This is a genomic window from Rhodopirellula sp. SH410, assembly GCF_055811895.1.
This window is the reverse complement of the sequence record NZ_CM147949.1, coordinates 190468-216863: the sequence shown is the minus strand read 5'-3', so window position 1 is coordinate 216863 and position 26396 is coordinate 190468. Positions and strand designations below refer to the sequence as shown.

The window sequence follows — 26396 nt, the reverse complement described above, 5'->3', positions numbered from 1 at the left end:
GGCGTCCGCCCTGCGGACCACCCACTGTTTAGAAACGAGCGGTAAATACTGTCTGATATTGTGGCCGAACGCTCCGCGGTCAGCCATTCCGACCGCGGAGCGTTCGGCCACTTTTCTCCCGCTCGTTCCTTATGATCCCCAGACGAGAGATTGCCGTCGCTCGGCGACTCTCACCCCACGGTCGCTGATTGCGAGGGGCATCAGTATTTCATCGTGGCACCGACGTTGAAACCGGCGAAGAACACGTCATCGCTAGCCTTCGTTCCACGAAACGTCGTGCCGAGACCGACGACCGTGGGGATCTGATCAGCCGCCGTAGCGACTTTGCTGAGGTACCACAGTTCGCCACCGCCATGGATCGAGAACATGTCATTGATGTGATACTGCAGTCCGCCACCGAACTCAAACATCGCGGCCAAGCCGTCGTGGTTGTCACGGCCCCCGTAGCGAGAAACATTCACTGCCGGATTGCCCGATGTGCTCACCGAGTTGTTCACGTACGCCGTCGATTCCGCATTATTGTAGTAGCCCCCAGCGCGACCTCGGAAATATGCCGCGGCCGAACGGCAGACGGGAGTGAAGATATCGCCACCGATCTGCAACCCGAACATGTTGTTTCTTGCTTGGGAATAGATCGAGCCACTCTCCCGTGAGGGTGCCATCACGCTGCTCGGTGCGTTCGTGGTCGAGCCGCTGTAGTCGTATTGCTCGTCAAAGCGAATATAGCGTGCACCGAATAACAGCTTTGCAATGTCCCAGGCCATCGACGTCTTGCTGGCTTCGACACTCCAGTAATTCGACTCGTAGCGTTGGAACTGAACGCTATCGGGTGCAATCGCTGGATCGGTCGGACCGTCGAAGAGTCGAAAGATATTGTCGCCCGATTCGGTATCGCCCAGCAGCGTTTCACCATAGAGCCCCGTTGCCGTACGGCTGGTCTCAAAGTTCAGCGGCCCGACGAAGCTTGCTTCGAATCCGGTAACGCAGTCCGGCGAGGTGCCAATCGTGATGCGTGGGGCGACCTCAAAGCCAGGATCGTCCAGGACGAGTCCGAGACTTCCCGAGCGGGTGAAGCGATCCAGTCCGTCGCGCTGCATGTAGACGGCTTCGACGCGTCCGTACCAGAACGGATTGCAGGTCGCACATCCGTCATTGCAGTTATTCCGACGGCCACCGAAGAAACCACCACCGTTCATCCCACCCGTGGAGCAGGACGAACCGCCGGCACACTGACCGCTGCCACACGAGCCCGCTGAAAGTTGGCTGCCGTGAACGAGCGGAAAGTTCTGATCGAACTCCGACACGATCGTCTCATTGCTGGACGTCTCGAACACGCTCCCCATCTCTGAAGCAGGGACGACCTCGAAGGACTGCCCCTCGTGCTGCAGGGTTCTGGGCTGCTGAGCATCCGCGATGCTCCCGCTCAGTGACCATGCGAGCGTAGCAATACCCGCCGCCATGCCCAAGCTGGAGCAACGAATCGACTCACCGACGTGCTTGGTGGTGAGTGGAAGCAAGGGAATGTTCATGATCGAACCTCAAGACATGTTTTGACGGCCGGTTGGCCGACAACGTACGAACGATGGGTAATGTTTTACGGCGGTTAGCGAATGACCAATTGGTCATCCACTGGGATCAGGTATTGGCTGCGGATCATGCGAATGATCTCGGTGGCCTGTTGACGGTCGCTGCAGTTGCCCTTCACGACAAAACGGTTATCCGCGTTCGCCAACACAACGTGGGCGTCTGGATAGCGGTCCCGGATCGCTCTCATCATGAGCGAGGCGGAGTTCGGTGCACTCGTGACATGGTTCCGCGTGGCATGGTTCCGCGTGACATGGTTCCGCGCCGGGGCCGCCGCTTGGACAGGCCGCACGAATCCTGCAGGTTTCGCCTGCACGACGCTCATCGAGTGCATCGTGCTTAAACGATTCACCTGCGCTACCGAGATCGTCCGCGGGGCCGAGATCGTCCGCGGGGCCGAAACCTCGACACGCTGCCGGCGTTGATCCATGTGTTTCCCAGCGACCGGCTCGGTTGTCCCAGCCGCCACCCACTGTCGATTCGGAACCGGCAACGGTGGCAAACTCGCGATCTCTTCAGCTTCATTGCTGGAAGCAGCCGCGGCGTCACTGAGTGAAAACAAAATCGCTTGCTTCACTTCAATCTCCGCCTCGCTTTCGAGCGATTGCACGAGCAGACTCGCTGGCATGTCGCTCGCCGGTGCGGTGGGTGCTGCTACTGCCGGTGTCGTCAGTGCTGCCGGTGTCGCCGGTGCTGCCGGTGTCGTCAGTGCCACCGTTTTCGCGGGCGGGCCGTCGAAAGTGGGCTCGAGCGTGTCGGCCAGGAGGACGGACCTGTCCATGTTCGGATTCAGATCCAGCCGCCGGATCGAGAGGATGCGTGGATGGTTGGAGTGAGCTTGCGGGCCTGCTTCGACTCCCGCAACGCCTAGGCAGAGCTCAACATTTGGGCAGGCCTGAGGGTTTTGCTGAAGGTCGCCGTGCTCGACGACCGATGCGTCCGGACTCGCCATAGCATGGCCGAGGTTTTCGCCGCCCTCACCAAGGAAGACAGGTTGATCGAGCACTTCTGTAGCACCACCGGCCATCGGATCGAGTTGGATTTTGGACGGGTGAAGTCGAGAAACTTCGGTGTTCGAAACAGCGTCCGTCGATTGGCCAATGGGCGTCAAGGAGATGCTCGAGCCTATCGATTTGAATCGGATCTCCGATGCCGGGTGATCCGAGGTGGGCAGAACGGAGAGCGATGTCTCCTCAGCTGCGGCGAATCCACTCACCATGCCACAGGAACTCAAAAAAATCGATACACCGGCCCCCAGCTTGAGAGAGTTCAAACCGAGCAAATGCGTCATCCGCATTTGCTGTGGAGAAACGCACCGATTGCGGCGACGTTCTCTGCGATTGTAACTATCCATCACGGATTCCTTCCACACATGACCACTGGGTCCATGTACCCCCCCGGCACATTTTCCGCGCCGACGTGCCCTGTTTTTACGTTGGCACTGTCAGACAGTCTCTGTATCGTCGACCGAACCCGCTGACGTTAGCGATTCTTCCAGTTGGCATGATAGTTCGGCATGAAAGGGCCTTTCCAACGATGCGATTCCTAGCGACTGTGCTGCTGACGGACGAATTCAAACGCGACAACGGCCGCGGATACGGAAATATTCAGACTGTCGACACGGCCGGCCATCGGCAGATGGATGCCACCGATCGAACGGCCCGCGGCGTCCGCCTCACCAGCAGAATTCACTTTCGGCCATGTTTGCCACCGCTGCCCCAAGCCGTCCGCTTCGCTGCCGAGCACGACCGCGATCCGGCCGTGGGGCCCCGCGGGCTGTAAACTCACGTCATAGAGTGACTGAGACCCCTCCACTCGCATCGCGAATACATCGTCAACTTCGCGTCCGAGGAAGTCGGCAATTTCCGCTTGACTACCAGCCGCCGAGGGCACGGTAAACACAGCCCCTAAGGACCCACGAATGGCATTGGAATTGAAACGGTCGCTCGGGCAATCGCTCAGCAGGACCGCGGAGGCTCCCGTGGCATCAGCGGTGCGGAACACCGCTCCCACATTGCCCGGCTTCTCCACGGCGTCGAGTATCAAGATCAACCCCGGCCCGAGCCTCGGCAGATCCGCGAGACGATCACTCGGAGCCTCAAATTCCGCCACACAGCGATCGGCCGCCTCCCCGTAACAGACCTTGGAAAACAGCTCACCCACGACGCCACGATACACGCCGGCCTCGACCGCATGACTCCGCAGGAACCGCCAATCAGGGCCATCCGCGATCGCTTTGCCAGCCGCGTCGACTTGTTCATAAAAGCCACGCAGGGCCAGCCCCGCTTCAATCGCCCGCCGAGTTTCTCTCGCCCCATCGACCAAAATCGCTCCCGAAGCACGGCGGCGGCGGTTATTACGCAACCCCACCAGACGGCGAATGGTGGCGTTTTGGTTACTGCGGAGAATTTCCAAGGGGGGTCTTCCTTTCTGACAACGCAATGGGCTGATCGAGTTCGGTTTGTTATTCTAGACGGGTATGAAGAAGCCGTTGGGTATAACGCGATTAGCCGATGGGTGTTAGCCCCGGTTTTCAGCGTAGAACGCGAAGCGTTTGGGTAACCGGGGCGAACGCCCACCGACGAATCCTCCCAACGGAATCCAGCGTCCCACAGATTGCCCACAGATTGCCCACAGATTGTCTGTCCAGCACTACCTTCCCCCTTCCGCACCCGCCTGAGCGAAACCAAACCTGTCATGTCGGAGGTCACCTGCCGCCCGGTCGAGAACCGTCGCGATCAAAAAGCGTTTCTCGAACTCGAACGACGTTTGTATCGCGACGACCCCAATTGGGTCCCCCCGCTATGGAGCGAGCGAAAGAAACTCGTCGGCTTCAAACCCCATCCCTTTTGGCTCGATGCCGAGGGTCAAACCTTTCTCGTCCTGCGCCACGACAAAGTGGTCGGTCGCGTGCTCGCCTGCGTCAATCACGCCCACAACCGAACTCACAAGGACAAAGTCGGCTTTTTCGGTTTCTTCGAGTGCGAGAATGATCCCGAAGCCGCTTGCCTGCTGCTCGACACCGCCTGCGATTGGCTCGCCCAACGCGACATGACGATCGCCCGCGGCCCGATTCACCCGAGCCTGAACTATGAAGTCGGACTGCTCGTCGATGGATTCGACACGCCGCCGACGTTCCTGATCACCTACAACCATCCCTACTACGAATCGCTGATCCATGCCGCTGGATTCGAGAAAATTCAAGATGTGTTCAATTATGAAGCCAGCATCGACATCCTGAACCATCTCGATCCCAAATTGATGTTCATCATCGAAGAGGCACAGAAGCGTTTCAAAACGTCGACGCGACCGATCCGCCGCTCCCATTTCAAGGAAGACGTGCGAATTTTCCTTGAAATCTACAACAAGTCGCTCCAACAAACCTGGGGCTACGTTCCGATGAGCGAAGCCGAAGTCGACGAACAAAGCAACGGCTTGAAACAATTGCTGGTCCCCGAACTGACCAGCATCGCGGAGATCGATGGGAAACCCGTCGGTGCCGGATTCGGCTTGCTCGACTACAACCCCATCATCCGCCGCATCGGCGGAAAGCTACTCCCGTTCGGTTGGCTGCACCTCCTGATGGGTCGCAAAAAGCTCACGCGGTTGCGGATGGTCAGCGCAAACGTGTTACCGGAATATCAAAAATGGGGCCTCGGACTGGTCACGCTGTACCCGATCGTGCCAGCGGCGGTTAAATTCGGCATCCAGATGGGCGAGTTCTCCTGGGTGCTCGAAAGCAATCAGCTCTCCCGCGGCACGATCCAGCGGGGCGGGGCAAAGGCGACCAAGACGCACCGCATCTACGATCGCCCGCTGACCTCCGGCGATGTCGACGGCAAACCCGCAGCCGATCTGGTCGCCGGCGCTGACGCAGGTTCCACTTCATGAGCTCACCGCCGGATCCCTCATCGAACGCGATACCGGATACCCCGGATCTCGATGTCGATGCGATTCTCGGTCCCGGCGGCAGCATCAGCCGCCGGCTCAACAACTACGAACCCCGTCAGCAACAACTCGACATGGCTCGCGAGGTCGCTGCTGCGATCGCAGCCAAAGAGCACTTGGTCGTCGAAGCGGGCACCGGTACGGGGAAAAGCTTTGCCTATCTCGTCCCCGCCATCCTGTACGCGACCGCCAACCAAAGCGAATTGGGCAAGCCAGCGGGCGCCAAACAACCCGATGCCAAGTCGCTGGCCGCCGGTGAGAAACTCGATGATGCCGAACTCGACGATCGGGTCGATCCCGACAAAGCCAAGCAATCTTCCGGTGAACAACCCAAACGTCGCCGCGTCCTGATTTCCACGCACACGATCAGCTTGCAAGAACAACTCGTGGGCAAAGACGTGCCGCTGCTCGCCAGCGTGATCCCGCGTGAGTTTTCCGCCGTCCTCGTCAAGGGCCGTGGCAACTATCTCTCACTCCGCCGCATGCAACGGGCCGTTGCCAAATCCACCTCGTTGATGGCCAACGACTTTCAGATCCAGCAGCTCCGCGGCGTGCAAACCTGGTCCAAGACGACTGGCGACGGATCGCTCGCCACGCTGCCGGTCAAGCCCGACGGTGCAGTATGGGACGAGGTCCGCAGCGACACGGGGAACTGCCTCCGCAGCAAATGCCCCGAGTTTAAGAATTGTTTTTACTTTCGTGCTCGGCGGCGAGCCCAGAACGCCCAAGTCATGATCGTCAATCATGCCATGCTCTTCACCGACATGGCGATGCGGCGGCAAGGGTTCTCGCTCCTGCCCGATTACGACGTCGTCATTCTCGACGAGTGCCATACCATCGAAGCGGTCGCGGGTGACCACCTCGGTATCCGGCTGACCAGCGGCCAGTTCGACTACCTGTTCGACCGACTCTATAACGATCGCCAGCAAAAGGGATTGCTCGTCGCGCATGACCTGCAAGGCTTGCAATCGCAAGTCGAACAGTGCCGGTATGCCGCCAGCAATCTGTTCGCCGACGTACTGGATTGGTTCGACCAAACCAAATCACGCAACGGCCGCGTCCATGATCCGAACCTGGTCGACAACCCGCTCAGTGAGCCCATGGAGAAGCTCGCTCGGAAACTTCGCGCTCATGCCGACGCGCAAAAGAACGAATCCGACCGCCAGGATTTCCAGTCCGCTCATGATCGCCTGCTCGCCCTCGCCGGCGGACTGCGGGATTGGCTGGCCCAAAAAAGCGAGCATGAGTGCGTGTACTGGGTCGAGAAGACCGGCAACCGTCGCGGCATGGACCGCGTGTCGCTATCCGCGTCGCCCGTCGATATCGGGCAAACACTGCGCACCGAATTGTTTCAGAACGAAGACATTGACTCCGTCATCATGACCAGCGCGACGCTGGCCAGCGGAGACGAACAACGATTCTCATTCTTCCGCAGCCGCGTGGGGCTAACCGGCGGACGGAACCTGCAAGTCGGCAGCCCCTTCGACTATCAAAAGCAAGCCAAGCTGGTGATCGTCAATGGCTTGCCCGATCCCTCCTCGCAGCGTGAAGAGTTTGAACGATCGATCCCGCAACAGATCAAACGTTTTGCGGGGTACTGCGACGGACACACCTTCGTGCTCTTCACCAGCTACGCATTGCTCAGACGCTGCGCCGAAGCGATCACGCCGTGGTTGATCGAACGAGACCTGCAGCTGTACTCGCAAGCTGGCGAGCAAAATCGCACGCAGCTCCTCGACGCCTTTCGCGAGAACCCGCGTGGTGTCCTGCTCGGTACCGATAGTTTTTGGCAGGGTGTTGATGTCCCCGGCGATGCACTCACCAACGTGATCATCACCAAACTTCCGTTCTCGGTTCCCGATCACCCCCTGCTCGAAGCCCGCTTGGAAGCCATCAAAGCCTCGGGTGGCAACCCATTCTCGGACTACCAACTCCCCGAAGCGGTGATCAAGTTCCGGCAAGGTTTCGGACGGCTCATCCGCACCCGCACCGACGAAGGCATGGTTGTGGTCCTCGACGGACGCATCAAAACGAAACCCTACGGCCGCCGCTTCCTAACCTCCCTCCCCGACCTAAAAATCCTCAACGTGCAACCGACGAAGAAGCAGTGAGCACGCACTGAAATCTCCGTCACCCTGCAAAGAAATCCATTCCGGAGAAAGCCCTCATGAGCACGACTGCATCGCCACGCGACCAACGCGTCGTGCTCCGTGATTTTGACTGGAAACCTATCTCTCTCTCGCCGAAAAGACCGATCGCCCCGCCACCAGATCTCGTCATCGAAATTGAACAAACACGCTCCGCCTTTAACAAGCTCTCTGCTCGCCGAATTCGGCATCCCAGAAGCCTGACCATTCCATCTTACGAATTGATTCAAACGATCTCATCTCATCTCATCATTTCTCGACATCTACATTCCCCTCTTTGCGGTAGCGAAGTTTTGCTTCAACAGCGGTTTCAATGAAACGCAAAGGCCCAGTCTTTCGAACTATTTTTTCTGCCTGTTGTTGATACTTATGCGCGCGAGAGAAGTCTCCCATCGCTGCGTTGACTGCGGCGAGCGCCCGATAATCCCAAAATGACCTTGGCCCCTCCGATGCGAAGACCTTGATCACATCGTCTTTCGCTTGGTTCCTCGCTTCGTGGTTTGCGTCACGCGAGTTTGCCAATAGAAAGGCTCGATGGCTGCGTGCTTCATTGAACGTGGGATCCAGTTCAATTGCACGGGTGAGGTTCTCGTAGGCAACGTTTTTTTCTCCAAGTTCCATTTGCACTTGCCCTATGTTGCTCCACAGGTAAGCATCGCCACTTGTCTTGGTTCCTAGCTCGACGGCGCGTTTGAAGTGTTGCTTGGCCAACTCCAAGTCATCCCCAATCGCGTGAGCGACGATGCCATGACCAGTGAGCGCTTCAATATCGTCGGGGTCGGCCTTCAACGCGACCGCGAAATCGGTGAGTGCTGACTGGTATTCACCGATCTCAAAATGCAGCCGGCCGCGAACCTTTCTCGCAAACGGATCCAACGCGTCCAATTCGATCGCAACGTCGAGCTCCAGGCTTGCCAGATCAAGTTTCGATTGGTCGTAATAAAGCGCGCCAAGATACTTGCGTGGAAACGCGTGCCTCGGCTCAATTTTGATCGCGTCCTTGAGATCATCCAGAGCCGCCGAATGGTTGCCAAGCTGGTAGTACGCGACGCCGCGCCCCATCAACGCTGACACGTAATCAGGCTTCTGCGCCAGAACACGCTGAAACGTTTGGGCTGCTTCGGTGAGTTGCATCGATGCGAGCTGAGCGTATGCAAGGGGCTCAAGGTACTCGTCGGACCCGCCAGATAACTCCATCGCTTTGCGAACATCCTGCAGTGCCCCCGCGTGGTTTCCCGTCGCGAGTCGAGAATTTCCGCGGGCAAGGTAACTCTGAGCTGTGGGCGATGCTTCAATGGCGGAGCTGAAAAATTCCTCGACCTGACCGAGCGGCAACACCCAAGTTTGTTCGACCCACCCCGGCTTGCCGCGACTGACCCACAAACGCGACTCGGCAACGGATAGAACACGAAGCACCTGGCCCGCAGCCACCTCGTCATTGACGTTGGACCGCTCCCGCAAAGCAAGACTTCGTGCCGCAATCACTAATTCGCCTGGCTCGTAGGCGAACCCCACTTCAACCAAAAGAGCAGTGCAAAAGATCTGTAAAAACAGTGCGTGAGCCATTCAGCCACCCCCCGATTTGATTTGTGCTTCAAGTTGTTCTATCATCGTAGTCTGATCTACGGTTTAAAACATCGAGTTAGGCACAAAGAAGGGGACGAAAGATGGTTTTACGATCAGTGGCAATTGCCTCGATGCTATCGGGCTTGTTCGCGACCAACGCGGACGCAGGTTGTTTTGGAAGCCGCAACAACCGGTGTCAATCAGCACCCGTTGTTTGTAACCCATGCGCGCCAACGGTCTGCAATCCCGTCGCGTCCAGTCCACCAAATGTGGTCCTGTGTCAACCATCTGCCGGAACAGTAGCGGTCGGGCATGAGGGCCCAGCTTTTCCCGGACGTTCTCCCGTCGCACCGCTGGGATTCGATCACGGCGCAAGGGTGACCCAGGTCTTTCCGGTGGAATCGAGTTATACCCGCAGTGTACCTGAATACAATGTTCAGAAGTTCCTCAAGGATCTTCTCAGCAATGACACCGACATGAACCTTGAGGAAGGAGTCAGCAAGGAAGCGATACTTAAAGGAACAGTGGACTCAGACACCTTGCAGCGAATCCTCGATGACAATTACCCAGGTATGTAAGGAATGAGCGGTGAATTAATTTTTGAAATTGCGGTCGAACGCTCCGACCGCGGAGCGTTCGGCCACTTGTTTCTCGCGTGTTCCTAAACAAGGAATGAATCTATTTGCAACGCTCGAAGGCAATATACCACGTCCCTGCACTAGAGATAATAGGTTTGGAATCTTTGCTGATATAAACGTCCTCAAACGTGAACTCACGTGGTAAATCCTGGCCGTCACTCTTGCGAATCAAGTAATCCGTTCGCGACTTCGGAATCACTGAATCGGTGATTAACGTTAGCTGGATACTTGGGTCCTGACAGACCGTCATGGCTACAACACTATGCTTGGTTACAGCTGGTTTTTTTGAGGCAAAAAAATGAATGGTAAGCAGAGGCCGAAGTTCGGAATCGTCGTACCATTCCATAAACTCTTCGGGAGACTCTTTTTCTAGAGCATCATAGAATTCTTTACAGTTTGCAAATACCTTGTGATCTCGAACACGCACCGTAATCGTTCCAACTGGCAGCGAAATCCCGAAGATTTTCCTCTGATACTGAAAATGCGAAGTCGAAACAAACCGTTCTGCGCGATCATAACTTTGTTTTCGTTCGTGAAAAACTGGATTTGCCCAACGGAAGGTTTTGCCAGTGATTGCAGGTCGTTGATTGGCATCGTACTTCGACAGAACTTGTGAGCGCGTACGAAGGATCGAATAGTCTTCCGCTGGCAATTCAAAATCCACCTGTTTTCCTTCGATCGCGGTAATTGTCAAATCCGGCGCGCGTGTCGAAAAGTAAAAAACCACGATAACAACCACCGCGACGGCGGCGCGGATCGCCCATCGCATTGGAGCTTTGTCTCCGGTATCAACAACGTCCCAGCCTCTATCCTTGATGGCGGTCAGGATTGATTTGCCGTCCACAGCAACAGGCCTCTGGTTCGTACTCCTAACACTTCGATGTAACGCAACAATCTTGCCGTTGCTCTTTAAATAGGGGCCGCCACTGAAACCGCCCCCAGTTCGCTCATATCCAGCCAGGGGCAATGTTCCGGTGGTGGCGTCCAAACGCGAAAGTCGGAACTCCTGGGATATATCCGCCTTGACGATACATCGCGCCATCGTCTGAGTCCCTCCCGGAAATCCAACCAGCCAGAACCGTTTGGCAAAATGGACGCCTGCAAAACCGGGAGCAAAGGGCAGGCCGCTGGTTAACTGACCCAACTTTTCGACCCTCAGCAGAACCCAGTCTTTTCCGCCAGCAACCTTGGCCTCAAAGACATCCGTTCGAGTTGAGCCTGAGATGCCAGATACACTCGCTTGCCAGAACTGCGCAGGATGGTAGCCATCGTTGTGACGCCAGCAACGGATGTCGCTGGAATAGTTGCCGTAGGCAAGGTTTCTCACGACGTGCTGGCAAGTCAACACGAAGTTCTCCATTCTTCCAGACGAATCTTTCAGGCGGATCATCACACCCGAGCCCGATTGTGGGAGCTCGCTGGGGAAATGAGCTTCAATGTACCAAACGGTTTCCTGCAACTCAGCTTGAATAGTGAACGGTGAAAGCGCCTCCAGAAGAGTTTTGATCGCGTCACTGAACAGTTTTATGATTCCCGTGCTCGCACCGCCAACCGAAGAGCCAATGAGTGCCTCGGGCGTTGGCGAGGGCACACGGACAACATCTGCGATCACAGGACCTAGCGGCGGTCCGTTCGTTTTGGAGATCGCATCTTCCTCGGAAATTCCGCGAACATGTGAGGTCGGTTCGTGGCGTCTCGGAACAACTTCCTTGGTGCCGTCCTCCCAGTTATCGTTCTCAGAAACATGGTCCAGTTCGGTCAATTTCGGTTGATCACTGGCACCATTAGGTAACAGAGACTTCGCCGGAATTTCGCTGATAGGTCCGCTCCGATCATCGCCATCACCGATATGACTTCCAACTCTCAGCCGACTTGGTTTACCAAACCTCGGCTGCCGTGGCTGTACAAAATTCACTCCCATATCAACGACCCGGTTGTCCTGACTCAAGTCCTTGGTGGCGACCGCGTAATTTGTTTTCAAGTATTCACCGGCAAAATGCAGTCCCAAAACCTCGCCGGTCGCGACATGGATCACGGCCGAACCGGAATTGCCTCCCAGGGTCGATGCGTCGTGGGTGAGTGCATCGACGACATCCTTCAGCCCTACCGTTCGCTGATACCCTCCAACCTTTCCAGGCAACATACGTTTCACGCCGTACATACCGCCAAAAATTCGATTGTGCTCGTTGATGTCTCCCCTATCATCCGTTTCGGGGTAGCCAATCACGACAACATCGCGGGACGTCAAGTCATCGGGATGAATGGTGGAAAGCTGCAACGGGATCTGCTGTGCGGAAAGACCTTTCACTTTCAGCAACGCCATATCCCAATTCGGATGAAGCATCACGACATCCTCGACAGCCAAAATCTGCTCCAACTCCCTTTCACGTGGACGGATTTCATGAAAAAAGTTTATGTTCGCGGTGTAACTGGTCCGAAAGCGAATCAGCGAATCAGCGTCCTGCTCGGCAAAAATTTCTGCCACATGTCGATTCGTCATCACCAATTCAGGACCAACAACGAAACCAGTTCCTGCGAAGGGCAATAACGCCTTGCCGGGCAATTCGATTCGGCCTATCGATCGTATGTTTCGTTCGATGTGTTCGCGTGTTTTCGACTCGGAGAGCCAACTCCATTCCGATTCTGGAGACAATTCGACGAAACGATCGTTCACAATGTCGATAGCAGGACGCAGACGAAGGTGCACCACAGCCTCGAGGGATTCAGTGAGCTGTCGGTCCAAACCATCAGGCCCTTTCTGAATCAAGACATCGAGGCCTTCCATAGCTTTCGAGGGCCCATGAGCGAGCGAAAAAGACTCCAGCACCTCCCCCGCCGAGTTTGCTTCGAGTGATTCGGATCCAAATGCCCTGGATTGAAGCGATTCCTGCAACTGCGCCAACGAACCCTCGGGGGCAAGCTTCGTAAGCAGGCACGCTAGTCTTAATCTTCGTTCCGAATCAGAGATGGTCACGGGTGATCTTTCGAAGTACAGCAAACAAATTTCTAGGCTTGAACAATTTGATGCTCAAATACCTTAGAATCTATCCGGCGGATTAAACAAACAAACCACGGATTTTGAGTTTGCTGGGAAGCCGAAATCGGTCATCGAGCGTCTGCTTATTAGCATACTAGATACACATTGTAATTTCTGGAGATCGACGATGGACTTGAAAAAGAAGACTCGATTGTTGAGGAAAATGCTGCCGCAGGTTGCTCCACCGGAGCTGCTGGAGAACCCACGAACAGAATTGGAGTCGATGGGCATGTCCGAGTCGACCGGTTTGGAAGCTGCCGAGCGAGGGTTGAAAAAGATCAAAGCGAATCAGGTACTTGAATCCGTAGAAGCGATCGGGCTGGAGGCGATCATTCATCAGCAGTTCCGTCCAGCTCAATATGTAATCAATGACGACTATCACCCGCCGTCAGCTCCTTGGGAACATTTGGGATCCCAGGAAATCAAGCCGAGAATCAAGGATGCGATTCTGTCTGTGGGCCGGATAGAGCTGCCAGGCGACATCTCTCGGAAATATGGCGGCACCGGATTCATTGTTGGTCCGGACTTGATCATGACGAACCGCCATGTAGCGGAGATTTTTGCAGCAGGACTGGGCGATCATGGATTGCGTTTCAAACCCAACCATCGATCTGCGATCAATTTCCGGCGAGAGCAAATCCCCAGCGATGTTGAAAGCCTGATAGTGCGACAGGTATTAATGATCCATCCCTATTGGGACATGGCTCTATTGCAAGTTGAGGGTCATCGCGAAGAGCGAAAGCCACTGAAACTGTCGGTCCTGCATCCTGATGAATTAGATGGCCGCGACGTCGTGATCATCGGATATCCCGCGCAGGATCAACGAAACGACCTTGCACTACAAAATAGAATATTTGGGGGCGTATTCGACGTCAAACGCCTGCAACCAGGTTTTCTTCGCCAGCGGCGAGAAATCACAAGTTTTGAAAATCAAGTCAATGCAATCACTCATGACGCATCGACCCTGGGAGGCAACTCGGGGTCGGCAGTGATCGATATCAACACCGGCGAGGTTGTTGCTTTGCATTTCGCTGGGCTGTACCTCGATGCGAACTTCGCAGTCCCGTCGTATGAACTGGCACGAGATAGCCGCGTTGTGAATGCGGGAGTCCGGTTTGCCGGTAATGTCGAACAAACAGATGACTGGGCAGGCCGCTGGCGAATCGCAGATCAGCCTCTTGAAGGATTTCCCACAGAACAATCGATCACGCCTCAACAACCGCCACCTTCACCGTCGAAACAGCCAACTCAGCAACCGCCAGCAAGCCCAAGTGTCCAAGTCCAGGGCAATTCCGTAACCTGGACGATCCCGCTGAGTGTGACGATTACATTTGGCATGCCGCAAGTCGCCCCTGCCGACGGAGCAGCACAACCTCCGCCATCAGCAGACGCAGGGGTTGAAGGAATATTTGGTGACACCGCAGCAGAGACCGTGGCAAAGGCATATGGAAAATTTTCCACCAGCGCACTGGGACGAACGAGCTTCGACTGGGAGACCGTGCTAGCAACGGGGGCCGCGAGCAATTTGGCGTATCAAAACAGGTTGGGTGTCGAGAGAGTATGCTTGGACACGTGGCATTTCGATACTTGCGATTTCATCCACGTCAACGATACAGAATGCTTCGTCGCCTCAACAGCAAATGAAGTCCTGCTCGCGTTTCGCGGTACTGCAGGGACTGCCGATTGGGTTCGGGACTTGACGGTCTATAGCACAAATGCGGAGTACGGATCTGTGCATGAAGGATTCTACCTCGGTATGAAACAAGTGAAGGCCCCAATCCTCCGCGTGCTCGAGAGAGTCAATGCAAAGAGTAAGTCATTCGTATTGACGGGGCACAGTCTCGGTGGGGCACTTGCAACGATCGCAGCGGCTGAATTTGATGAGAAATATTCGGTGTCTGGTGTCTACACATTCGGTCAGCCTGCGGTTGGCAAAAAAGACTTCCGCACCTTTATGCAGCGGTATAGCTCCCGTTTCTATCGCGTCGTGAACGATGGCGATCTCATTGCCAAAGTACCGCCGGGGTACGTTCATGTCGGCAAAGTATACCGTTTCGGATTCTTTGGTGGAGTTTCCAATGAGAGCTTGGGAACTGCATCTTTAGACGGGACAGAAACGCTGACGATGTCCGAGACGGAATTCCGCGAGTTGCAATCGAGCATTGCCATGGGTGAAGCAACCAACTCCGACACACCGAACGTCGAAGGCATTATTCCTGGAATAAGCTTCCTGGACCACAGAATGGCGAACTATCTAAAAAAGATCCTGAAGCAATTGGATTAGAGCCACGCGAGAACTCTTGATTCGCGGTTTCCTCGATTCAGTTGAAAACCAGCAGGCAAAGTAATAGCGTATTGGCCAACGATGCGGTTGCAAGGCTCGTGTCAAAAGCACAGTTCTCGTCGATCAGCCGGAGCGATTCGACGCTAATTTCTCACGACAGGCGGAGCCAGCGGTCGACACTGTTATCCAGACGGCTCCGTCCGTCTGTGCTGACGCCAGCATTCGAGCTGCTGTTTCGCAAAAGATACTGACGATGGAAAAGTTCAGATACGCGACCAGCTAATATCGAATCCATGACTGAGTTGCACCACACCTGCGAGCGAGCCATTCACCTCGGGTTCTTCTCGGAATTGAGTGGCACTGAAGATCGCGATTTGATTGCTGGGCGGCTACACAGCGTGGTGGATTTTCAAGGAATTGACTCCTGCGTCCAATAATTTCTTTGCCTCGCGAGAGGTTAGGCGACACACTGAATTGTGCCGGGAAAAACGGACGCGGGCACTGCGGGGACGCTGGCCTGCGAAGGGACATCTCGGTCGACAGCTCGCCCATGGTGCGAGAAGTCCCCGACGGGAATGCTCCCGTCGGGGACTTCCTTTTTTGCTCATTGGACGCAGGAGTCAATGCCTGAAAAATCCAACATCCGGCACCCCAGCCACTCAATTCCGAGAAGAACCTCGCCTCACACCAGCTCGAAAAATGATTCTTGTCCCAAATGAGGCAAGTACTTCACCGCAAGCGACTCCAGAACGCCTGGCCGATCGTGAAGTTCCCACCAACCATCGATCGCACCGCGATAGCAATACCTCTCGACTGTAAACTTGCGTGCTTCGACCTGAGCCAACGTGAATTTGAATCCGGGCTCAAGGTTGAATCCACGCTGGAGCGTCACGCTGATTCCGGGCATCATTGCTTCCAACGCACTGTTGTCACAAGGGGACGGGCCCGCGTATACGATCAGGGAATCGCCATCGATCACGACTTCGCACGCGACCTCGCAATGTTCGAGTGCGAGACGTGAGAGTAGATTCCGTTCGGCGGTCGTCAACACGGATTGTTTGCGGCGACGTATCACCACCGTTGCATTCATCGGGTTCTCATAGAACTCATACTCACTCGGTAATTCGGACACACGCTCCGCTTTCGGACTGTCGGTTTTCTTGGACGCAAAGTACTTGGGCTTGCCCGTTTTAGTGGTGCCCTGAAACGCGAAGTAAGTATCGCCGCGACGATTGGCATATCGCACTGAATGGCCTTTATTGCATTGTCATTGGTTGTAAACTGTCATCCCGTGCTAGTGTACCGAGCATCCACGTGTGCATGGGAGGTCGATTCCAGAATGACCTGCTCTATCACCCGAAGGATCTTTGACAAAACCGTAACCGTACACCAGATCCAGTCGGTTCCTTGGGCTCGACTACTTCTTGCGGATTCCGTGGCGGGCACGACGGGTTTTCTTGCGGTCGGCGACTTGGCGGCGTTCGTCGTCGCGGTATTGCCGGATCGATTCGGCGTGCTCGGCCTTCCATACGTTCGGCGTCATCGACCGCCAGTCGGTTTCGCCTGATAGCGAACGACGCGGATAGTTGACGATCGGTTTCGACTGCAGATCCACATAGTTTTCGCTTCCAGTTGTAGCACGAAGGCTGAGAGACGCCTTCGCGTGCACAGAACTTGGCAACCGTAGTATCGGCTTGATCAAATCTCCGCAATCGCTGTGTCCGAAGGTTCGTGGTTTCGGAATAGGTCATGGGGTTTCTCCGTTGGGTGCGGGTAGCAAAACCCGCCAACCCAAACCCCGCGTCTACAACGGTTCTCGTGTACGGTGACAGTGAATCGACGTCCCGGAGAAACCTGCCTACTCATTCGCACCGAATAAGCAATTCGGTAGGATGGTCATGGTCACGTCAATATACAGGCGATCTCGCCTGGGACACGCTGCACCGAATCAGAATGAGTATCCATGGACACCCGCTTGCTGGACTATTTGCAGAGAATTCTCAACGCCCGCGTTTATGACGTGGCGATTGAATCGCCGCTGGATCGGGCTGAGCGACTGTCGGCCCGCTTGGGAAATCAGATTTGGCTCAAACGCGAAGACACGCAGCCGGTACATAGCTTCAAGCTGCGGGGGGCGTACAACAAGATGGTCCATCTGTCGGCCGCCGAGCTGGCGCGCGGCGTAATTTGTGCCTCAGCCGGGAACCATGCTCAAGGGGTTGCCCTCAGTGCGCGCCAGTTGGGCTGCCGGGCGGTCGTTGTGATGCCAGTCACGACGCCCTCGCTCAAGGCCGATGCGGTCGCGGCATGGGGCGGCGAGGTGATCCTGCACGGCGACAGTTATTCCGACGCCTATGCTCACGCGATGGAGTTGATGGCTCAGCATCAGTACGTCTTCGTTCATCCCTTTGACGACCCCGACGTGATCGCGGGGCAGGGCACCATCGGGATGGAAATCCTCCGCCAACACCAACGCCCCATCCACGCCGTGTTTGTGGCCATTGGTGGTGGTGGCCTGATCTCGGGAGTCGCCGCCTACATCAAGGCTGTCCGGCCGGAGATCAAGGTGATCGGCGTGCAGATGTCTGACTCCGACGCCATGATTCAATCGATTCGGGCGGGCCGGCCCGTGCCACTGGCGGATGTCGGATTGTTCTCGGACGGGACGGCTGTCAAGCAAGTCGGTGATGAAACCTTTCGGCTGACGCGAGAACTCGTCGATGACTACGTCACCGTCGATACCGATGCCGTCTGCGCCGCGATTAAGGACGCCTTTGAAGATACCCGCAGTATTCTCGAACCCGCCGGCGCGATGGGGATTGCTGGAATGAAACAATACATCGCCAAGCATCGGCTTGCTGGAGAAGAGCTTGTCGCGATCACTTGCGGCGCCAATATGAACTTCGATCGGCTGCGATTTGTTGCCGAACAGGCCGAAGCGGGTGAGGGGCGCGAGGCACTGTTTGCTGTCACGATTCCCGAGGCGCGAGGCAGTTTCATGCGTTTGTGCCAAACCATCGGCCAGCGAAACGTGACCGAGTTTAGCTACCGGCTTTCGGACGAAAAAAAAGCCCACGTGTTGGTGGGGCTGACGATTCAAAATCGTGATGAAGTCCCGGAGATCAGCCAGGCACTCACCGCCGAGGGTTTTGCGACGCTCGACCTCGTCGATGACGACCTGTCCAAAGCACACTTGCGGTACATGGTCGGCGGCAGAAGCCGACTGGGCGAGAACGAACGACTTTACCGATTCGAGTTCCCCGAACGCCCCGGCGCGTTGATGCGTTTCCTCTCAACCATGCACCCGGACTGGAACATCAGCCTGTTCCATTACCGCAACCAAGGCGCGGACTACGGACGCATCTTGGTAGGGATCCAGGTTCCTGACGACAACCTGCCCGCGTTCGCGGACTTCATCGACTCGCTGGGTTACCGCTGCACCGACGAGTCCAACAACCCGGTCTACCGCCTGTTCTTGCGATGACAGCACTGATGTTGACCTCCCCGTGATCGCCCCAGCGATCGATGGATCATCGTTTGACGAAACGCTGTTCACGATCGTGATGCACCGTCGGCGACGGATGGCTTGTGCTTATGAACGAGTCGGCTCCCACACGGGGACACCACGACTCTTGCGTTTCGAGAGAGCCGATCCGAGTCGTTGATCGTCCGGCGCCAGCGGGCTGGAATCACCTATGGACGTGGCGAAGAACGGTTCCGCCTAAGAAACATGCAAGCTGACCGAACAACCAGCCTGAGGCGGACAACCTGTTTCGGAACGAGCGGAAAATAAGTGGCCGAACGCTCCGCGGTCGGAATGGTCGACCGCGGAGCGTTCGACCACCATATCAGACAGTCATTCCCCGCTCGGTCCTTACTTGTTTTGCGGCGCCGAACGATCCACGCCACACCTCAATCGACTTCTATGTCGATACGATTTCCTTGTAGGCGTGGCCTTCGTTTTGATCAATCCGTTCCGGGCGTCCCTTGTGCAAATACACTAGTTTTTTGTGATCCACACCCATCAGATGCAGGATGGTGGAATGGATATCGTGAACATGCAAGCGATCTTCGACCGCATGAAGCCCCAAGTCATCGGTCGTGCCATAGGCTTGCCCACCATTGACTCCACCGCCGGCCATCCACATCGTGAAACCGGTTGGGTTGTGGTCGCGACCGTCTCCCTTTTCGCTCATCGGCGTCCGACCGAATTCACCTCCCCAAACGACCAGAGTCTGGTCCAATAATCCACGTTGTTTGAGATCCTGGAGAAGTCCTGCGACCGGCAAATCCATGCCACCGCACATCCTCGTATGATTCCCTTCCATATCGGAGTGGGCATCCCACTTACTACCGGCGCCATGGTAGCACTGCACAAATCGAACCCCTCGTTCGACGAGTCGACGTGCCATCAACAAATTACGTCCGTACCCTTCTGTCTTCTTATCATCCATGCCGTATAGCTTATGCGTCGCGGCGGATTCTTGTGACAGGTCCACGGCCTCGGGAGCATGCGACTGCATCTTATATGCGAGTTCATAACCGCGAATCCGCGCGTCGAGGTCCGTGTTGTCCTGCCGGGATTCGGCGTGTCGTCGATTCAGTTGCGAAAGAAAGTCGAGTTCTTTGCGCTGTTGAGTCATCGCGACGTGCTTCGGAGGAACGAGGTCCGAGAACGCAGGCCCTTGCCGCTGCATCGTGGTTCCCTGATAGACCGCGGGCATGAATCCAGCCCCCCAATTTCGGGCACCGTTGATCACACGTCCTTTGCCTTCCTGCATCACAACAAATGCTGGCAGGTTTTCGTTCTCGGTACCGAGACCATAAGTCACCCAGCTGCCCAGTGATGGTCGACCGGCGAACTGAGTCCCTGTGTTCATTTGGCAGATGCCGCCTGAATGGTTGATACCGTTGGTCCAACAGGAGCGGATGACGGCAAGTTCATCGGCCATCTTTGCAGTGTGCGGCAACCAGTCAGAGATCCACAGCCCACCCTCTCCATGCTGCTTCCACTTTCGTTTCGTCGGCATGATGGGTGAGTCAAATTCGCCCATTGCCGTGATCACACGACCAAAGCTTTCAGGGATGGGCTTCCCCGCCAGTTTGTCGAGAGCGGGTTTGGGGTCGAACGTGTCTAGATGACTTGGTCCCCCATCCATGAACAGGAAGATCACGCTCTTCGCTTTGCCGGCATGATGAGTCAATTTGGCGGACAGCGGTGATGTCGCCGCCTGCTCCGATGCGTTGGCTTCGTCGTTTTGCAATAGACCCGCCAAGGCCAACGCACCGAAGCCCCCGCCACCCTTCAAGAGCATTTCTCGACGAGACAGGTTTTCGTAGGATGGGCTTTCGGGCTGGCGTTCCGGCATGGCAGACGGGAAGTTTGGTCCACTCTTATCAATCGACATAAATCACCTCATTAGAGCATAGGAGTGCGTGGATCAATGCGATACGTGCTTGCATCGCAGGCGAAGCGTATGTCGCTTCTCGATCAGTCACGTTGGCATGATGTTGATGCCCCGATTGATCCTGACCTAAATTTTTGATGTCTGTAAACTGGAGATCGAAGAGTAACGGGGACTTATCGGGTTGATCGCCCAACAAATCCTCCTGGCTCAAAGCACTCCTTTGCAACCGAACATTTTGAACCAACCCATCCCAAACATGGTGACCCGCACGACCACCAATTTCAATCGGGCGGTTCGCTTGCACGTTCCAGCGAGCTTGGTGAGCAACATGAGCAACTTCCGGTGCAGCATCTGGTTTCGACAGATCCTTCAGATAGAACGTGATGCCTTCCTCGGAAGGACTATCCAAATCAATCGACACTGCGATGTAGTACGGTTTGTTTAACTCCAGTCGCAAGTTCGAGGCAATGACTTCGTATTCCGGTTTGCTACTCTCGTCACTTCGTGAACCGATCAACTGTAGAATCAGATTGCGGGGCTGGTAGCTACTCTTGGTGGACGTCACACCGAGCGACCAACCGCGTTGGGAGTTATTGCCCGACCAACCCGAGACGATTGTCCGAACGGAGGCATCGGGGTACAGCGAATGCAGCATCACGGTCGCTTCGATCGTGAAGTCACCATCGGCTTCAGGCTCGAGCAACTCTTTCAGCGGGGCAACTTGAATGGACATCGGCTTTTTCGCACTGAGCTGGATTGCGGAGCCGCCGCTCGGCATGGAGACCAATGGATTCGGCGGTTCAGAAATCTCGGCATCGGCTTCATACGACTCGATGAACGCGGCGGCCATCTCGAGTTCTTCCGGACTCGGCGAACGGAAATAGAGGCGTTGAAAGGCCTCGTCCACCAGCGAATCCAGGCTCATTGACCCCACATTTCCGGTGAACCCCTTGGCACGATCGTGCAGCCACGGATTGTTCATCATCAGCAACGATTGAGGCGAGGTGGTCGTCCGATGCCGCATCCCCTGACTCTCGACACGGTCTGGGAAATCAAACACGGCTAACAACGGATCCAGAGCGTTGCGTTTGACGTTCTTGTAGATTGCTCGTTTCGACGGTCCCATTTCACCACTGGCCGTGATCAAGCAATCATGGATTTCTTCACCTGAAAGTCGGCGTGGACTCTGCCGCCACAGGAGTATGTTCTGCGGGTCGAGCGTCGCCAGTTGATCGTCCATGGGACGTTCAGACGATTGACGATAGGTCGCTGACGTCAAAATCAGACGGTGCAGTTTCTTGAAGCTCCAACCGTCGTCCATGAACCGACGCGCGAGCCAATCGAGCAATTCCGGGTGCGATGGAGGTGTTCCAAGCCGACCAAAATCACTGGTGTTCTCGACGAGACCACGTCCGAAATGTTGTTGCCAGACACGATTGACCATCACTCGGGCGGTCAAAGGATTCTCTTTACTGGCAATCCAATTCGCCAACGCGGTGCGTCGTCCTGTCGATTGCAGCGCCACGGCAGGAGGCTGTATTTCCGGCAATTCATCTCCCAAAACGACAGGGAATGCAGGCTCAATGGGAGTCTGATCGTTCATGTCGGGAATGAACGTCGGTGGTGCTTCCGGCCCTACGTCGCTGACGACAAATTTCATCGTTGGCAGTGGTTCAGGCTTTAAGTGATCAAATTTCGCCAGTTCCTTTAGCAGTTCCTGGCGTTCAGCTTCCTGAGCCTCGTCGAGCCATTCAGGTAGTTTCTCAGGCTTGATCTCCAACTGACGCTTCGTCAGTGCCACAATCTGATACTCGTACGGACTGATCTCAGCACGTCGACTCGATACGAGAGCTTGGATTTCCTTGGTGAACATCTTGAAGCCCTGTCCTCCCGCCTTCTTGAGGAGCACAGGCGTTTCAATTTCGTGCAGATGCTGACGAATCTCGGCCGTCGCTGCTTCCCAGACGAGCTGTTGCTCAAAATGCTTGGTGCGTGTGGCAACGTCTGCAATCGGTTGGTCTTCGCGAGGCAGCAGAGGTGTGAAGAAGGAGCGGAAGGAAAAGTAGTCTCGCTGCAACAAGGGATCAAACTTATGGTCGTGGCAGCGGGCACATTTGAGACCTTGGGCGAGGAAGACGTCCGCAGTTGTTTCGGTGACGTCGTTGATAATCTGCGACCATTGCCCCTCAACATCACGTTGATTGTATTCGTAAATCCAGTGTCGCAAGAACATCGTGCCGATCAGGGCATCTTTATTCCCTGGATCGACTTCATCCCCGGCGAGTTGTTCCTGCACAAAACGATCATAAGGTTTGTCTTCATTAAAGGAACGAATCACATAGTCACGGAAGTGGCGGGCCTCGGGGCGACCGTGATCCGCATTGTATCCATCCGAATCAGCATAGCGGGCAAGATCCAACCAGAACCTTGCCTGATTCTCACCATAGGAAGCCCCGTCGAGAAGCTGATCGACAAGTGATTCGTACCATCCATCTCCACTCTGCAACAACAAAGCCGTTTCGTCGGAAGGAGGTAATCCTGTGAGTGCAAAATGAACGCGGCGAGCGAGCTTTCGCGGTTCCGCTTCGACCGCGGGGCTGACGTCGTCCTGCCGCAAACGCTGCAAGACAAAGTGGTCAATTTCATTACGACACCAGCCATTATCATCGACGTCGGGAACCGCAGGATTCCCAACAGGTTGATAGCACCACCAGTGGCGATCGTTTTCGTCGATCTTCGAGACCTTCTTCAGTTCCAGACCGGTTGGCCAGTCCGCCCCCGCAGCCACCCAGGCAGCGACGCCGCCGACCAGTGAATCTTCTAGCTGACCACTCGGAGGCATTTCGTACGATTCATAACGCAGTGCTTCGAGCAGCAAACTTTCATCGGGATTCCCGGGAACGATCGCGGGACCGGAGTCGCCTCCGAGCAGCAAACCTTCCATGGTGGTCAGGTTCAGTCCGCCCTCTTGCTTGCTCTCATCATGGCACTTGATGCAGTTCGTCAGCAGCATCGGTCGGACGTGCTGTTCAAACAAGTCCCGTTTTGCCGTCGATGGGTCCGCAGCGATCGCTGGACGTCCGCACACGAGCAGCGACGCGATTGTTAGAACGCCAAGCATTGTTGGCGACGATAGCCAATGCACTCCGAAGCGTAAGCGAGGGAACTGCCTCAACGCGTTCCGTCGCTGACGCGCCGGCGTACCGGTCGCTCGAACATCATGTTGTTCAGCAAATTTCATTCTAATTCTTCCTCTGGCAGGCCAGCGATGAAAACAGGGTCGACATAATGACCATCGTCAAGTGCGTCCTGGATAAAGAGTCCTTCGACGACCTCGCCGCTCGCGTATCCCATGTCTGAGAGATCAATCCCAACGGCGAGGCCGCGAAATTTGATATTTTGCTGCTGAGATGAAGTCTTAAGTGAGTCGAGTTCTGCGAGCGATCTCACCTTGTCCGCAAAAAAGTGGACATGGAACGTCGTCAGTACTTTTACTTCGGGCGATTCCATCGTGAGATCATACTTCCGAATTGTCTGCGATTTTAGACCGTCGCGGAACTTCAGCGGGCTGACGTGAAACGGATCACCATCAGGCGGATTCCCGAATGCTTGCAGGTCAAAGACGAGCACATCCGCTCCGGGACCATTAACGACCGGTTGGTCGAATCGAATTGCCATCCCCGGCGAACCCGCATCACCTTCGAGAACCGGATCGGTTGTCAGCGGATCGACGCTCCCATCAGGATTGATCACGCCTGTGACGAGACTGCAATCCACCAGGGACTCGATGCGGGGCGCTGGGAGTGTTGCACCACCACACAGGAACGGTCGGGGGACGGTCGCTTTGAACCAGGTGAGCCGCGCGGGAATCAATGAACCAACGGGGAATTGCGTCACTTTGCCGCCACGTTGGACGGTCACACTCGTCAAGTTTTCAGCGTCCCCGTCCGGTCCCAAAGTTGTTTCATAAGACATCACGCGGTCAGGCAATTGACTGCGGTAGGAGTTCGCCTGAAATGGAAGATCCACTGTCGCGAAGGAACCTGCCGTCACAAACCGTTTCGCTTCCCCGCCCGCCAACCGCTCCCCCGAGTCGTCTGCGTCGGGAGCGTTTGCAAATCGCTGAACATCATAGATATCTGCGGCACCTTCGATCACCTGCACTTCTGTTTCACTTGTTTCGCTGACGTTCACGGAAAACCGGGTCCCTCGATCCACCACGCGGGTCACTGGCGTTTCGACATGAAAACCTTCCGCCCCCTCGGGTGCATGGACCGAGCAGCGGCCGACGTCCAACGCCAGACTCTCGTCGGACAAAACGTGAAACACCGCGGGTCCTTCGAGAATCGCCGCCGCGCCAGCGGGAAACAAGATTTCAATCAGGCCGCTCATCAGGACGTACTCGCGATGGGGTGCGAGCACGGCGCCCACGGGCGGAGGGAGTTCACCGAAAAACTTCGCATGCGCACTGCTGCCCAGCCGAACCTGACGTCCTGCCACTGTCTTGACGTGCGGAGATGAACCATTGATTACGCCCGGAGATCGTTCTTGCGGCCGAAACGTAAAGAACAAGAACGCGACCATCGCCAATGCGGCCACACCCCAAACGGGCTGAGAGATCACAGAGCGATTCCATTGCGTTCGCCGAGTGGGCTCCAACGTCGCCCCCTGAGCGGCGACCTGGGTAGTCACCTGCGACATCACCTGGGTGACGAACGCATCCTGGCCCTCCGGTAATCGAGCTAGCGTCTCGCGAACGAACGCATCTTTTTGCGGTGCCGAATCCCCGACAACCAGCCCAAGCAGCCGATGTGTTTGCAGCAAGTCGGCGGCACGCTGCACGAAGTTCTCGTCAATGGAGAGCAATTCCTGCAACTCTTCGAATCCGCGTTCGTCCAACTCACCTTCGAGGTAATCGGTCCACAATTCGGCGAAACGGTCTTGGATATTCACGGCGACACCCCTTCTTTGGCAAGCCTTGCATCAATGCACTCCTGTAACTTTCCCCTGATCTTCCAAAGCTGCTTCTTCACCGCGGGCACCGATCGTCCGCTGCGTGCAGCCATCTCTTGAAGCGGGATCCCTTCGTCATAACGCCACGTTACGAAGCGGCGTACGTGATCGCCCAACGCCCCCAGGCAACGCTCTAAATGTTCGAGCCTTGCCGTCCAAACCTCCGGGGGTTCGTCACAGCGACGATCGAGCTCTCTCTGCAACAGCTCCGGCCCGTAGCGAGCATGATAGTCCGCAATTCGTCGCAGGCGAGTCTTTTCAGACATCAACTGGTAGCGTGCAATGGTGAACAACCAAGCTCCAAAATTTGTTCCCATTTCGAACTCTTCCAAACGCGAGAACGCAGCCACAAAACTACGTTGAGCAATCTCATCGACATCAACGCCCATCGGCACGTGCGCCGCCAACCAGGCGCGCAACGACCGCTCATGCTGGCGCAGCACGACTTCAAAAGCAGCCGTCTCACCACGCAAAACACGCTGCAAGGCATCGGTCACTTTCGAATCATCGGGTTGCGAATCATCCGGTAATGAGTTCATGGTAGTCACATTAGTGTCATGGCAGCTGTTTGGATAAGGTTACCCGAAATCCAAACATTTCCCCAAAAAACACTCGATTCCTCGCCGCATCCGTCGAAAACTTCGATCTTCCCAATGGCCCGTTCAACGTGCACTGCGAACGGATCATGGCTCGCAGTGCCGACCAATGGCGGGGCTAGCCTGGGCTTCTCCTTACCTGCTGTTGATTTAGCATCACGCGAAGAAAAACGGA

Annotated in this window: 15 protein-coding genes; 4 read left to right on the top strand and 11 right to left on the bottom strand. The window is 55.8% G+C overall.

Annotation, left to right across the window (positions count from 1 at the left end; all coding sequences use genetic code 11):
- Positions 1 to 200 precede the first annotated feature (200 nt).
- The 3 genes from SH410x_RS00750 to SH410x_RS00740 all read right to left on the bottom strand — a co-directional run bounded on the left by SH410x_RS00750 (position 201) and on the right by SH410x_RS00740 (position 3999).
- On the bottom strand, positions 201 to 1529 hold the full coding sequence (locus SH410x_RS00750) for a hypothetical protein (RefSeq protein WP_473673763.1): 1329 nt from the start codon (positions 1527 to 1529) through the stop codon (positions 201 to 203).
- 74 nt (positions 1530 to 1603) lie between these two features.
- Positions 1604 to 2938 carry a hypothetical protein gene (locus SH410x_RS00745; protein WP_473673761.1) on the bottom strand — a complete coding sequence of 445 codons (1335 nt, stop codon included), beginning with the start codon at positions 2936 to 2938 and terminating at the stop codon, positions 1604 to 1606.
- Positions 2939 to 3129: 191 nt separating this feature from the next.
- On the bottom strand, positions 3130 to 3999 hold the full coding sequence (locus SH410x_RS00740; protein WP_473673759.1) for a TrmH family RNA methyltransferase: 870 nt from the start codon (positions 3997 to 3999) through the stop codon (positions 3130 to 3132).
- Positions 4000 to 4281: 282 nt separating this feature from the next.
- Between SH410x_RS00740 and SH410x_RS00735 the strand changes: the two genes are divergently transcribed.
- Together SH410x_RS00735 and SH410x_RS00730 are read left to right on the top strand one after the other, a co-directional pair.
- Positions 4282 to 5475, top strand: coding sequence for an N-acetyltransferase (locus tag SH410x_RS00735; protein WP_473673757.1), 1194 nt, complete (start codon positions 4282 to 4284; stop codon positions 5473 to 5475).
- Positions 5472 to 7643, top strand: a complete 2172-nt coding sequence (locus tag SH410x_RS00730) for an ATP-dependent DNA helicase (protein ID WP_473673755.1) — start codon at positions 5472 to 5474, stop codon at positions 7641 to 7643. Before SH410x_RS00735 ends, SH410x_RS00730 begins: the two co-directional genes overlap by 4 nt.
- Positions 7644 to 7928: 285 nt before the next feature.
- Here SH410x_RS00730 and SH410x_RS00725 read toward each other — a convergent pair whose 3' ends face one another.
- Positions 7929 to 9245, bottom strand: a complete 1317-nt coding sequence (locus SH410x_RS00725; protein WP_473673753.1) for a tetratricopeptide repeat protein — start codon at positions 9243 to 9245, stop codon at positions 7929 to 7931.
- Positions 9246 to 9923: 678 nt separating this feature from the next.
- Positions 9924 to 12857, bottom strand: coding sequence for a trypsin-like peptidase domain-containing protein (locus tag SH410x_RS00720; RefSeq protein ID WP_473673752.1), 2934 nt, complete (start codon positions 12855 to 12857; stop codon positions 9924 to 9926).
- A 190-nt stretch (positions 12858 to 13047) separates the two neighbouring features.
- Here SH410x_RS00720 and SH410x_RS00715 point away from each other — a divergent pair, with 190 nt between their 5' ends.
- Entirely contained in the window at positions 13048 to 15204 is a 2157-nt protein-coding gene (locus SH410x_RS00715) for a lipase family protein (protein WP_473673750.1), read from the top strand.
- A 682-nt stretch (positions 15205 to 15886) separates the two neighbouring features.
- Here the strand turns inward: SH410x_RS00715 and SH410x_RS00710 are convergent.
- A complete protein-coding gene (locus SH410x_RS00710) occupies positions 15887 to 16450 on the bottom strand; it encodes a hypothetical protein (RefSeq protein WP_473673748.1) in 564 nt (187 codons plus the stop codon).
- Between the two features lie 171 nt (positions 16451 to 16621).
- Positions 16622 to 16819, bottom strand: coding sequence for a hypothetical protein (locus SH410x_RS00705; protein ID WP_473673746.1), 198 nt, complete (start codon positions 16817 to 16819; stop codon positions 16622 to 16624).
- A 348-nt stretch (positions 16820 to 17167) separates the two neighbouring features.
- Here SH410x_RS00705 and ilvA point away from each other — a divergent pair, with 348 nt between their 5' ends.
- Positions 17168 to 18688, top strand: coding sequence for a threonine ammonia-lyase, biosynthetic (gene ilvA, locus SH410x_RS00700; RefSeq protein WP_473673744.1), 1521 nt, complete (start codon positions 17168 to 17170; stop codon positions 18686 to 18688).
- A gap of 439 nt (positions 18689 to 19127) precedes the next feature.
- Here ilvA and SH410x_RS00695 read toward each other — a convergent pair whose 3' ends face one another.
- From SH410x_RS00695 to SH410x_RS00680, 4 genes are all read right to left on the bottom strand, one after another.
- Positions 19128 to 20519 carry a DUF1501 domain-containing protein gene (locus SH410x_RS00695; RefSeq protein ID WP_473677441.1) on the bottom strand — a complete coding sequence of 464 codons (1392 nt, stop codon included), beginning with the start codon at positions 20517 to 20519 and terminating at the stop codon, positions 19128 to 19130.
- An 82-nt stretch (positions 20520 to 20601) separates the two neighbouring features.
- Positions 20602 to 23853, bottom strand: coding sequence for a DUF1553 domain-containing protein (locus SH410x_RS00690; protein ID WP_473673742.1), 3252 nt, complete (start codon positions 23851 to 23853; stop codon positions 20602 to 20604).
- Positions 23850 to 25565, bottom strand: a complete 1716-nt coding sequence (locus tag SH410x_RS00685) for a FecR domain-containing protein (RefSeq protein WP_473673741.1) — start codon at positions 25563 to 25565, stop codon at positions 23850 to 23852. Before SH410x_RS00685 ends, SH410x_RS00690 begins: the two co-directional genes overlap by 4 nt.
- Positions 25562 to 26164 (bottom strand): sigma-70 family RNA polymerase sigma factor, encoded by a 603-nt coding sequence (locus tag SH410x_RS00680; protein WP_473673739.1) that lies wholly within the window; start codon positions 26162 to 26164, stop codon positions 25562 to 25564. The genes SH410x_RS00685 and SH410x_RS00680 overlap by 4 nt, the downstream gene beginning before the upstream one ends.
- Positions 26165 to 26396 lie beyond the last annotated feature (232 nt).